The organism is Algibacter sp. 2305UL17-15 (assembly GCF_040720935.1).
Classification (GTDB): domain Bacteria; phylum Bacteroidota; class Bacteroidia; order Flavobacteriales; family Flavobacteriaceae; genus Jejuia.
In genome coordinates this window covers 64,667-77,610 of record NZ_JBFDAE010000003.1, presented here as the reverse complement: position 1 = coordinate 77,610, position 12,944 = coordinate 64,667, and the positions used below count along the sequence as shown (strand labels likewise).

General features: G+C 36.9%; 7 protein-coding genes. 3 read left to right on the top strand and 4 right to left on the bottom strand.

Annotated elements, in window-relative coordinates:
- Window positions 1-281: 281 nt before the first annotated feature.
- A complete protein-coding gene (locus ABXQ82_RS03960) occupies window positions 282-3,581 on the bottom strand; it encodes a hypothetical protein (RefSeq protein WP_367055198.1) in 3,300 nt (1,099 codons plus the stop codon).
- A 30-nt stretch (window positions 3,582-3,611) separates the two neighbouring features.
- Window positions 3,612-4,529 (bottom strand): alpha/beta hydrolase, encoded by a 918-nt coding sequence (locus ABXQ82_RS03955; protein WP_367055195.1) that lies wholly within the window; start codon window positions 4,527-4,529, stop codon window positions 3,612-3,614.
- A 165-nt stretch (window positions 4,530-4,694) separates the two neighbouring features.
- Between ABXQ82_RS03955 and ABXQ82_RS03950 the strand changes: the two genes are divergently transcribed.
- Complete coding sequence (locus ABXQ82_RS03950; protein ID WP_367055192.1) at window positions 4,695-6,254, top strand: sulfatase-like hydrolase/transferase; 1,560 nt, start codon at window positions 4,695-4,697, stop codon at window positions 6,252-6,254.
- Window positions 6,255-6,266: 12 nt separating this feature from the next.
- Here ABXQ82_RS03950 and ABXQ82_RS03945 read toward each other — a convergent pair whose 3' ends face one another.
- Together ABXQ82_RS03945 and ABXQ82_RS03940 are read right to left on the bottom strand one after the other, a co-directional pair.
- A complete protein-coding gene (locus ABXQ82_RS03945) occupies window positions 6,267-7,130 on the bottom strand; it encodes an AraC family transcriptional regulator (RefSeq protein ID WP_367055189.1) in 864 nt (287 codons plus the stop codon).
- Window positions 7,131-7,133: 3 nt separating this feature from the next.
- Window positions 7,134-7,997, bottom strand: a complete 864-nt coding sequence (locus ABXQ82_RS03940; RefSeq protein ID WP_367055186.1) for an AraC family transcriptional regulator — start codon at window positions 7,995-7,997, stop codon at window positions 7,134-7,136.
- Window positions 7,998-8,164: 167 nt separating this feature from the next.
- Between ABXQ82_RS03940 and ABXQ82_RS03935 the strand changes: the two genes are divergently transcribed.
- Together ABXQ82_RS03935 and ABXQ82_RS03930 are read left to right on the top strand one after the other, a co-directional pair.
- On the top strand, window positions 8,165-11,401 hold the full coding sequence (locus tag ABXQ82_RS03935; RefSeq protein WP_367055183.1) for a DUF1553 domain-containing protein: 3,237 nt from the start codon (window positions 8,165-8,167) through the stop codon (window positions 11,399-11,401).
- A 24-nt stretch (window positions 11,402-11,425) separates the two neighbouring features.
- A complete protein-coding gene (locus ABXQ82_RS03930; RefSeq protein WP_367055180.1) occupies window positions 11,426-12,937 on the top strand; it encodes a DUF1501 domain-containing protein in 1,512 nt (503 codons plus the stop codon).
- Window positions 12,938-12,944: the final 7 nt, after the last annotated feature.

Genomic DNA, 12,944 nt, shown 5'->3' with positions numbered 1-12,944 from the left:
AATATATTATATGGTTTTTATACTGATTATACCACGTTACATTGCTTTGTTTTATTACTTTATTTAGAAAATTCACACCTTACTTTTTGATTTTAATGTTACAAAACTTAACGCTAAATTTTGTGAGATCGAGACTTATTTGGAGGTCTTAAAAACAGCATCTTTTGAAAGGTTTCTTAAATATCATAAAGTTTGAATTTCAGGGCTTTGTTTCCTACTCCACATAAGAAAGCCTCAACACATTTCTAAGTTGAGGCTTTTAAGTTTTATACGCATTTACACTACTCAATACATTTCAGCTTATCCATGAAAAACGTTGTGTACTCAATATATGTAATAGTTTTAGAAGCTTCAGTCGCTTTTAGAAAAATAGATTTTATAGGTGACTTTTTTAAACTTGCAATATGTGAATTTGTTAAAACACCCTTAAACAAGAATTGCCCACATTCCATATCCCAAGAATGGTAAAACGTAACGGTTTGGTTATTTTCAAGCGTAACTTTTACATAAGAACGATTATTTGAAAGGTAGCTCACACAGCCCAAATTTTCGGCTAAATTAAAAAACACATTTACTTTATTGCCTTGTTTGTATAACTCTACGGTTAGGTCTTTGTTTAGATTATATGGCTCTGTTCTTGTGGTTTGTAAATTATAAAATGAATCATATTCATTTATTGCATAATGGCAGGTGTTACGAAATTCAAGTCGCTTTAATCTTTCTTTTTCTATCGCTTCTTCGTTTTGTGTTTCAGATTTATTTATAGAAACCTGATTTTCTTTGGCTTCTTTTGCCTTTGCGATGGAGTCTAATATTTGCTTTTCAATTTGTTCTGCAACACGTTTTCTTGCCAACTCTTTTTCTAGCTCCAGTTGCTTTCTTTCAGTATATCTTAATTTAGCAATTGAATCTTGCATTCTTTGTTTAGCACGTTCTATCTCACGTTTTCTTGCCAATTCGTTTTCCTGTTTTAAGCGTATTTTTTCTATTTCTCGAACTTTAGCAATAGAATCTTGAATACGTTTCTCTATAAGTTCTAGCGCTTGTTTTCCTGCTAGTTCCTTTTGAATTTCAATTTGTTTTAAGGCTTCGGCTTTTGCGGTGGCAATGGAATCTTTCCTGCGCTTTTCTTTTAATGCTGCGGCTTGTTTTCTTTCATATTCTTTTTGAAGTCTGACCTGTCTCAGCACTTCGGCGTTTAAACTAGCAATGGAATCTTGTTTGCGCTTTTCTTCCATCTCTGCCGCACGCTTTCTAGCCTCTTTTTGCAATTCAAGTTGCCTTAAATCCTCCTGTACTTTCGCAATGGAATCGAGCCGTTTCTTTTCCCGTTGTGCAGCTTCGCGCTTCGCCGCAAGCTCTTTTAGAAGCTCAATTTGTCTCAGCTCTTCTGCCTTTGCTGCTGCGATAGAATCTTGTCTGCGCTTTTCTTTTATCTCGGCTTCTCGTTTTCTGGAAAGTTCTTTTTGAATCTCAATTTGCTTTAAGGCTTCGGCTTTTGCGGTGGCAATGGAATCTTTCCTGCGCTTTTCTTTTAATGCTGCGGCTTGTTTTCTTTCATATTCTTTTTGAAGCCTGACCTGTCTCAGCACTTCGGCGTTTAAACTAGCAATGGAATCTTGTTTGCGCTTTTCTTCCATCTCTGCCGCACGCTTTCTAGCCTCTTTTTGCAATTCAAGTTGCCTTAAATCCTCCCGTACTTTCGCAATGGAATCGAGCCGTTTCTTTTCCCGTTGAGCAGCTTCACGCTTTGCCGCAAGCTCTTTTAGGAGCTCAATTTGTCTCAGCTCTTCTGCCTTTGCTGCTGCAATGGAGTCTTGTCTGCGCTTTTCTTTTATCTCGGCTTCTCGTTTTCTGGAAAGTTCTTTTTGGATCTCAATTTGCTTTAAGGCTTCGGCTTTTGCGGTGGCAATGGAATCTTTCCTGCGCTTTTCTTTTAATGCTGCGGCTTGTTTTCTTTCATATTCTTTTTGAAGCCTGACCTGTCTCAGCACTTCGGCGTTTAAACTAGCAATGGAATCTTGTTTGCGCTTTTCTTCCATCTCTGCCGCACGCTTTCTAGCCTCTTTTTGCAATTCAAGTTGCCTTAAATCCTCCCGTACTTTCGCAATGGAATCTAGCCGTTTCTTTTCCCGTTGTGCAGCTTCACGCTTCGCCGCAAGCTCTTTTAGGAGCTCAATTTGTCTCAGCTCTTCTGCCTTTGCTGCTGCAATGGAGTCTTGTCTGCGCTTTTCTTTTATCTCTGCTTCTCGCTTTCTGGCAAGTTCTTTTTGGATCTCAATTTGCTTTAAGGCTTCGGCCTTTGCGGTGGCAATGGAATCTTTCCTGCGTTTTTCTTTTAATGCTGCGGCTTGTTTTCTTTCATATTCTTTTTGAAGTCTGACCTGTCTCAGCACTTCGGCGTTTAAACTAGCAATGGAATCTTGTTTGCGCTTTTCTTCCATCTCTGCCGCACGCTTTCTAGCCTCTTTTTGCAATTCAAGTTGCCTTAAATCTTCCTGTACTTTTGCAATGGAATCTAGCCGTTTCTTTTCCCGTTGTGCTGCCTCTCGCTTTGCCGCAAGCTCTTTTAGGAGCTCAATTTGTCTCAGCTCTTCTGCCTTTGCTGCTGCAATAGAATCTTGTCTGCGCTTTTCTTTTATCTCTGCTGCCCGTTTTCTGGCTGCTTCCTTTTCTAGTTCAAGTTGTCTTTGGGCCTCCTGCGCTTTTGCAATGTCTTCTAATCGTTTCTTTTCTTTTAGCGCAGCTTCTCGTTTTCTGGCAAGTTCTTTTTGAAGTTCAATTTGTCGTAATTCTTCGGCTCTAACCGTAGCAATAGAATCTTGTCTGCGCTTTTCTTTTAGTTCTGCTGCTCGCTTTCTGGCCAATTCTTTTTGCAATTCTATCTGCCTTAACTCTTCCTGTACTTTTGCAATGGAATCGAGCCGTTTCTTTTCTTTTAGCGCAGCTTCTCGCTTTGCCGAAAGCTCTTTTAGAAGCTCAATTTGTCTCAGCTCTTCTGCCTTTGCTGCTGCAATAGAGTCTTGTCTGCGTTTTTCTTTTAATGCTGCTGCCCGCTTTATGGCCAACTGTCTTTGTAATTCAATTTTGCGTCGTTCTTCTTCTACCTTCGCGATAGAATCTAATCTCCTTTTTTCTTTAAGTTCTTTTAAACGTTTTATTTCTAACGCTCTTTGCTTACGCGCTTCCTCAATTTTAGCAATTGAGTCTCTTTTTCTTTTGGCCTTTTTATCAATTATATCCTGAATTTTTTTCTTTCTATTTTCTTCTTTAGCTATTAATTTCTCCATTTCCCGTTCTTCATAATCATAAAACAAATCCATCATTTCATCATTAATCAACAGAAAATCATCACTTACAAAACCCACTAAATCTTTATACTGAATTTTATAATAGTGCTTTCCTAAATAATCAACCACCACACATTTTTCATTGGCTTTGAATTGTGCCAAAATTTTCGAGGTATCACCAAAGTTTTTATACAGACTTCCGCTTTCAATAAACCTAGTTTTAATGGCGGTTTCCTGAGAAGAAATAGTACTTGTAACTATAAAAAGTATAAGTAGAAGAAAATTTTTCATTCCTTATTTATTTTTGATTTGGGATTTCTATTATTTTAATTCTTTTAACCAATCTGCCAGTCTATCTGTCCACGTTTGCAGATAACCTCTACCAATAGCAAGGCCATAACCATGACCTCCATGGGGATAAATATGCATTTCCGAAAGCACTTCAGCATCTTTTAAGGCTTTGTAAAAATTTAGGCTATTTTCTACAGGAACTACTTCATCATCAGTTGAATGTACTATAAATGTAGGTGGTGTATTTTTAGTGACATGCAATTCGTTTGAAAATTCATCAACCAATTCCTTAGAAGGATTATTTCCTAAAAGATTATCTCTTGAACCTTTATGAGTGTAAGGAAATTGCATGGTAATAACGGGGTAAATTAATGCCATAAAATCTGGTCTAGCGTTTGTTCTATTAATTTCATCTTCAGTATTTATAACATGCTTTGCAAATTGCGTGCCTAAAGTAGATGCTACGTGTCCTCCTGCGGAAAACCCAATAACGCCAATTTTATCTTTTTCCACACCCCATTTTTCAGCGTGATGCCTCACTAATTTTATAGCACGTTGCGCATCCTGCAAAGGTGCATTATGTTGAACAACAATCGATTTTGACTGTGGTAATCTATATTTTAAAACGAATGCAGCAATCCCTTGCGTATTAAACCATTTTGCTACTTCAGTTCCTTCCCAATCGTAGGACAACACTCCGTAACCACCACCGGGGCAGATGATTACAGCTCTTCCTGTTGCACTTCTTTTTGTTGGAATAAAAATTTCTAAAGTAGGGTTTTGAACCTTTCGTAATCTTAAAATATCATCTACCTCGTTTTCCTCAACTTCATCTGATTCCTGACTATTGGGGATTTTGTTTTCCCATAATGGAATAACTTCACTTTGTGCACAACTCATATTTAAAACTAACAAAAAACTTATAAAGAGACAATTTTTGCTTTTCATAATAATATGTTTCAACATATTTACTTAAGTTAACAAACGACTAAGATACGTCTTCAAACTAAAAAAACTTTAAATTTATGGCAAACATTTGTTCTCATTAAAAACCCACATCTGTTGGTTTCAAGTTTTTACTTTTGCTACATTTGATTTTATATTTTAAATAGCATGGTCAAAACTAACATTTCTATTCGTTTCCTCACATCATCTAATCCCACAGTTAATAGAGGTTTGTTATTGATTATTTTATCGGCAATTGTGCTATCATGCAATTCTAATAAAAATGAAGTAAAAAACGAAAAACCTAATATCGTTTTCATATTTGCGGATGACATGACGTACTCTGCAATTAATGCTTTAGGAAACAGCGAAATCAAAACTCCAAACTTAGACCGATTAGTCAATAATGGAACTACGTTTACCCAAGCCTATAACATGGGCGCATGGAACGGGGCTATTTGTGCCGCATCTAGAGCTATGATAATTTCTGGCAGAAGTGTTTGGAATGCAAACAACTTCAGAAATAACTGGCTTAAAAACAAAGAATTTGACAAAACATGGGGGAAACTCATGGAGTCAGGCGGTTATGATACGTATATGACCGGGAAATGGCATGTGGACGCAAAGGCTGATAGTGTTTTTCAAAATGTAACTCATGTAAGACCAGGAATGCCAAATGATGCTTGGGAACACCACAAAATGGTTGAAAAATTTAAGAAAATTGAGGGTACAGATACCGATCCTGCCAGCTTTATGCCTGTTGGCTATAACAGACCTTTAAGCGAAAATGACAACACTTGGTCGCCAACCGACACCAAATTTGGCGGTTTTTGGGAAGGCGGCAAACATTGGAGCGAGGTTTTAAAAGAAGACGCCATTGGTTTTATTGAACAAGCCGAAAAAAGCCACAATCCGTTTTTTATGTATCTGTCATTCAATGCACCTCATGATCCAAGGCAGGCGCCACAAGAATTTTTAGACCTATATCCTTTGGAACATATTAGCTTGCCCAAAAGTTGGTTGCCTCAATACCCTTATAGAAATGCCATGGGCTCAGGACGTAATGTTAGGGACGAAGCTTTAGCACCTTTTCCACGGACCGAATACGCTACCAAAACTCATATTCAAGAATATTATGCATTAATTACACATTTAGATGTTCAAATTGGTAAAATTCTGGACAGACTTGAAGCTACTGGAAAAATGGACAACACTTATATTATGTTTACCGCAGATCATGGTTTGGCTGTTGGAAAGCATGGTTTAATTGGAAAACAATCGCAATTTGACCACAGTATTAGAGCACCTTTTATGATTATGGGACCGAAAATTCCGAAAGGCAAAAAAATTGGGGAAGATATTTATTTACAAGATGCGATGGCAACCGCTCTGGAGTTAGGTAGCATTAAAAAACCAGAATACGTATTTTTCAATAGTATTATGCCATTGGCAACAGGAAGCCAAACGGAGAGTAGTTATGATGCTATTTATAACGGGTATAGAGATAAACAACGGATGATTAGAAAGGATGGTTTTAAATTGATTATTTATCCTGAAATAGAAAAAACATTGCTTTTTGATATGAAAAATGATCCTGAGGAAATGATTGACTTATCTGTAAAAAACGAACATAAAGCCAAAGTAAAAATCTTGTTTGAAGATTTAATCCAACTTCAAAAAGAGATGAATGACACTTTAGATATGTCATACATATATCAAAAACTGTAATGCCAAAACAGATTATACATTCACTTTTTCTTGTCTAAACTCCCTCGGTGTTTTTCCAACATGTTGTTTAAATACACGTGAAAAATAAGTGTAGTCTTCAAACCCAATTGTATTTGAAATTTCTTTTAGCGGATATTTTGTTGTTACCAGTAAAAACAATGCTCTTTCAATGCGCTTGTATTGGATGTATTTACTGGGCCTTACCCCAAAACCTTCTTTAAAACTCCTAGAAAAATGATCGGTGCTTAAATGACAAAAACCTGCCAATTCTTTTACAGTCAAGGTTTTGTTTAAGTTTTCCGAAATATAATGCATTACCCCATTAAGATTAGACGTATTCCTTTTACGTATCGTTTTAATACTGTTTAAAAACTTAGCAAACAATAACTTTAAAATCCCATTGGTCTCTATAAATTGACTTGGAGATAAACTTGAATTTTTCTTTTCGAACTCTAATAAAACAGGGAGATTATCGTATTTGTCTGGATCATCATCAAATAGAGCTCTATTTGGGTTTAACTCTAAAAGTCGCTCAAAATAAGTTGTATCCAGCTTGGTTGCTCGAACTTCATGCTTAAAATCCGCAAAATCAAAAACAGACAAGCCACTTCCCAATTCTTCAAAAAAACTAATATAATATTGTTCGTGGCTCAAGTTACATTTATAACTGCTGTATGTGTAACTAGGTATGAGGTACATATTTCCCGGAACTAAATGAAGCTTTTTACCGCTGTGATACACTAAAGCATCTCCCGAGGTTATTAAATACAGCCTGACAAACGGACTGATAACATGATCGAAATTCCAGTTGTGGTCAAGTTTTGCATAACCCACATTGAGTAATTTTAGTTTTAAGGATTGAAATTGACTGACCATGTTTTACGCTTTAAGTTGATTCTTTCTAAATGCAGCTGGCGTTTCTCCTGCATGCTTTTTAAACAGTCTCGAAAAGTAGGACATGTTTCCAAAACCAACATTCTGCGCCACTTGTTTTAAGGATTTTTTCGTTGTGAGCAATAAAAATTGTGCGCGTTCAATACGTTTTAGCTGAATGTATTTATTGGGTGTAACTTGAAATTTTGAATAAAAACTTCTGGAAAAATGATCGGGACTAAGATTGCAATACTTCGCTAGACTTGACACCGTAATTTCTTCATTTAGGTGTTTTGCGATGTAAATAATCACTTTATTTAAATCGCCCTTAAATCCGTCAGAATTTGAGGAACCATCCACATTAATAACAAATCTAGACAATAATATTGATAAGATGCCTTGGGTTTCAACATCATAACTCGGTACTGCGTTTTCATTTTTACCATAATTTAAAAGCGACCTATTAATATGCGTTTCTGGATTACTATTAAGTACAGATTTACTAGGGTTTATTTCAACTAATCGCTCAAATAACTCATAATCTATGTCTTGGGCTTCAACTTCATATTTAAATCGTTTCAAATTAAAAATAGACATCCCCAATTTAATTTCTTCAAAAAAACCCGTATAATATTGTTCGTGATATACATCGCAACCATAACTATTATAGGTGAAGCTAGGAATGAGATACAGATATCCAGGTTTTAGATTAAAAGCCTGATTTGTATAATATGCGTTAGCTTCTCCTTTCGTGACAAGAAATAACCTTACAAACGGACTTATCACATTCTTATAATTCCATGAATTATCAAGTTTTGCATATCCAACATGTATTATACTTAGCTTAAGGAACTCTAGTAAATCGTTCAAATAAAATCAAATTTAAAAATTACAACGTATAAATTTATCAATATTAACTGAAATAATGAAATTAAAATATCGGAAATGTACATTTTTTAGCCTGATTTAAATAAGCTATTTTCAACCTTAATCTTTAACTTTGTACCAATAGCAACTAAGTTAAGTTAAAATAAGGTATGAGATTTTTTTTCCTTTTTATTGGGATGTTACTTTTGTGTGCTTGCGGACCAGATTTACCTGAAACCGTGGCCATAGAGTACGATAAACTTCCGAAGAAAATAGATTTTAATCAGCATGTAAAACCCATCCTTTCGGATAAGTGCTTTCTATGTCACGGGCCCGATAAAGATAATATTAAAGGTGGACTGCAATTGCACACACCAGAACTTGCCTATGCTGAACTTTCGGAAAGCCCGGGCAAATTTGCCATAAAGCCTAAAAATTTAAGAAAAAGCGAAATGTTTCATCGCATTTTGACCGATGACCAAAAACTGATAATGCCAGAACCTGGTTCACATTTATCATTAACAGATCACGAAAAGGCGATTTTGGTAAAATGGATTGAAGATGGTGCAGAATACAAAGACCATTGGGCTTTTTTAAAACCTATAAAATACGACGTCCCGAAAGTAAAAAACAAAGAATTTGTTGCAAACCCCATAGATAATTTTGTGGTTTCCATTTTAGAACAAATGGATTTGAAGCCTTCTAAAAAAGCGGACAAAGAATTGTTGTTGCGAAGGGCTTCTCTAGACTTAACGGGTTTATCCCCTACGCTTGAGGAAATTGATGCATTTTTAAATGATACATCTGAAAACGCTTTTGAAAAACAAATTGACCGACTTTTAGCCTCCGAAGCCTATGGCGAACAACGCACTTTAGACTGGATGGATTTAGCGCGATATGCCGACACACATGGTTATAGTGTGGATTGGTTTAGAGATGTTTCGCCGTGGCGGGATTGGGTCATTAAGGCCTTTAACGAAAACATGCCTTATGACGAATTTATATTATGGCAACTCGCTGGCGACATGCTGCCAAACGCCACACGGGAACAGCGTTTAGCAACTACTTTTAATAGATTACATCCACAAAATTTAGAGGGCGGTATTATAGATGAGGAGTTTCGTTCAGAATATGTGTCAGATAGAACGGCCACCGTAAGTCAAGCTTTTTTGGGTTTGACCGTGGCTTGTGCAAAATGCCATGACCATAAGTTTGACCCAATTTCTCAAAAGGATCATTTCGAAATTTATAGTTTCTTTAATAATGTAAATGAAACTGGGCTTATTCCTTGGGATTTGGCAACACCTGTCCCTACCATGTTATTGCCTACGGAAGAAGAAGAAAAGCTCATGGCCTATTTAGAAACTTTGGTGGATGATAAAGAAAAAGCAGTAAAAAAAGTCATTGTTTCAGAATCTGAAAAAGCTACAGCTTGGATTTCTAAAGGCGGTTATAAAAGTATCAATACGAATAGTAAACCTGCTGGTTTGGTGGCAGACTTTGATTTTAACCAGAGGAACTTGAGGAATAAAGTTTCCAATACATCCAATAAAAACATTAGAATGCGCCAACATTTTGCCGATAACCAAAAGCAGGTTTTCAAAAAAGGAGCTTCTGGTTATGGATTGGCTATGGACGGAGACACGTGGATGGATTTACATGAAATCGGTATCTATAAAAGAAACGAACCCTTTAGTATCGGTATTAATGTGTTTATCCCCGAAAATTTAAAGAACGGTGTCATCTTTCACAAAATGCAAGGTCCAGAGCTGCATAGTTACCGCGGTTACCACTTAAACATAAAAGACAATAAAATCGAAGCACTTCTAGCTCACGTGTGGCCAGATAATGCTATAGTGACCCAATCTTTAATTGATGTTCCGAAGGAAAAATGGATTCATTTAACGATGACTTACGATGGCTCGAGTAGGGCAAATGGTGTACATATTTATTTAGATGGCAAGAAACTAGAAACGGAAACCGTGGTGGATAATCTTTATAAAGACATTATTTTCAGAAATCAATCCATTGGTATTTATAACGGAAAAACAGAGCCCGGTTTAAGAATTGGTGCCATTTGGAGAGGCAAAGGGTTACGAAATGGCATTGTTGATGATTTATCGGTTTTTAATCGTGAATTGACCGGTCTTGAAGTCCTTCAAATTGGAGATAAAGACAAATTGAAAACTTTGGTTTCAAAATCCAGCAATGCTCTTTCAGATGCTGAACAAAAACTACTTAAAGCATTCTATATTGAAACAAAATCTTCAACATATAAATCCTCTTTAAAAGAGTTACAAAAAAGTAGAGCGACCTATGTTGATAGCATTGAACCTATCACCGAAATTATGGTAATGAAAGAAATGGAACAACCAAGACAAGCTTATGTTTTGGACAGAGGGCAATACGATGCTCCCACAGATTCTGTTTTTCCAGATGTTCCAGAACGTATTTTTCCATTTCCAGACAGCTTACCAAGAAACAGAATTGGGCTTTCGAAATGGATTACACATCCAGAAAATCCATTAACAGCAAGAGTTACTGTAAACAGGTATTGGCAAAATATTTTTAGCAGAGGTATTGTAAAAACTTCCGAAGATTTTGGAAATCAAGGCGAATTACCCAGTCATCCTAAATTATTGGATTGGTTGGCTCTTGAATTTATAGAATCTGGTTGGGATGTTAAAAAACTGCACAAGTTGATTATGATGTCCAACACCTATCAGCAAAGTAGTATTCCAAGTGAAACATTGATGAATATTGATGGTGAAAACAAATATTTAGCCAGAGGGCCTTCTCAACGTTTATCAGGAGAAATGCTTCGTGATAATGCCCTGTTTGCTTCAGGTTTGTTGGGCGATAAAATTGGAGGGAAAAGTGTGAGCCCGTATCAACCGCCGGGATTATGGTTGGTTAATGGCGATACCTATAAACCTAGTTCTGGCGAAGATTTATACAGACGAAGCATGTACACCATTTGGAAACGTACCGTACCGCATCCAACTTTAGCAACATTTGATGCGCCAACTAGAGATTTATGTACCACGAGGAGACAGGAAACCAATACCCCGTTGCAAGCATTGGTCTTATTAAATGATCCAACTTTTATTGAAGCCGCACGGGTTTTAGGTAAAAAAATGACAACATATAATGATTTAGATGAAAGTATTTCTAAAGCCTTTAGAAAATTGACGGGAAGAGCGATACATCCCAACGAACTTGAAATTTTAAAGAATTTGCAAAAATCTGAGTTGGAAAAATTCAGAAAAAACGGCGCAAAAGCTGAGGGTTGGATTACTCTTGGCGAACATAGGCTAGCAGCTAACGACGATAAAGCTCTGGTTGCCGCCAATGCAGTTGTAGCATCTACCATTTTAAACTCCGATGCCTTTATTACAAAACGATAATATTGAATTAAAAAATTGTGAACCATGTGTGACCATCATGATATATTAAAATCCAATAACAAAGATCTTCAACAAATTGAAAAGCAAATAGACCGCAGACATTTTTTAAAGAAAACGTCTTTAGGTATCGGTGCCTTAGCTTTGGGAAGTCTGTTAAGCACAGAAAAAGCTTGGAGTTCTATTGGTGCGCCAAATAATACAGAAGCTATTTTAGATGCTTACAATAAAAACCGTTTAGGATTACCACATCACTTACCAAAAGCAAAGCGCATCATTTATTTATTCCAAAGTGGAGGGCCTTCACAAATGGATTTGTTTGATTATAAACCGAAATTAGTGGATATGTTTGGCCAGGATTTACCAAAATCTGTGATTGGAGAAACTCGGCTTACGGGTATGAGCGGGAGTCAATCCACACTACCTATTGCGCCTTCTATTTTCAAATTCAAGCAGTATGGAGCATCAAGAGCATGGGTTAGTGAATTGATGCCACATCTTTCGGAAGTGGTTGATGATTTATGTTTTATGAAAGGCATGCAAACCGATCAAATTAATCACACACCAGCCATCACATTTTTTCAAACAGGACATCAATTACCCGGAAGACCATGTATTGGCTCTTGGCTAAGCTACGGACTAGGGTCAGATAATGAAAATTTACCAACCTTTATCACTTTGGTTTCGAAAAACGGAAAAGGGCAACCTTTAAAAGCGAGTTTATGGGGCAATGGCTTTTTACCTACTGAGCATCAAGGTGTCCAGTTCCGTTCTGGAAAAGACCCTGTTTTATATTTGAACAACCCTGATAATTATGACGGTAACGATCGTAAAACAATGCTGAATTACTTAGACAAACTGAACACCATTCAACATGATGATTACGGCGATCCAGAAATTCAGGCGAGAATGACACAATATGAAATGGCCTATAAAATGCAAACCTCTGTTCCAGAAGTAACTGATGTTTCCGACGAGCCAGATCATATTTTCGAAATGTATGGAAAGGACAGTAGAGATCCTGGAACCTATGCCGCAAACTGCTTAATGGCTCGGAAACTTTTAGAAAAAGGCGTAAAATTTGTGCAATTATACCATCAAGGATGGGACCAACATATTGCTTGCCCGGGCGGCTTAAAAAATCAATGTAAAAAAACAGATCAAGGTACAGCAGCTTTAATTAAAGATTTGAAACAACGCGGCATGCTAGACGATACCCTAGTAATTTGGGGCGGGGAATTTGGCAGAACCGTATATTCGCAAGGGCAATTAACCGACACAAACTACGGACGGGACCATCATCCAAAAGCATTCACAATGTGGATGGCAGGTGCCGGTGTAAAACCAGGCTTTTCTTATGGCGAAACAGACGATTTTAGTTATAATGTTACAAAAGATCCGCTGCACGTTCACGATTTCCACGCTACAATGTTGCACCTTTTCGGCATAGACCATGAAAGGCTGACTTTTAAACACCAAGGAAGACGCTATCGTTTAACAGATGTTCACGGTCATGTTGTAAAAGACCTTTTAACTTAAAAACAAA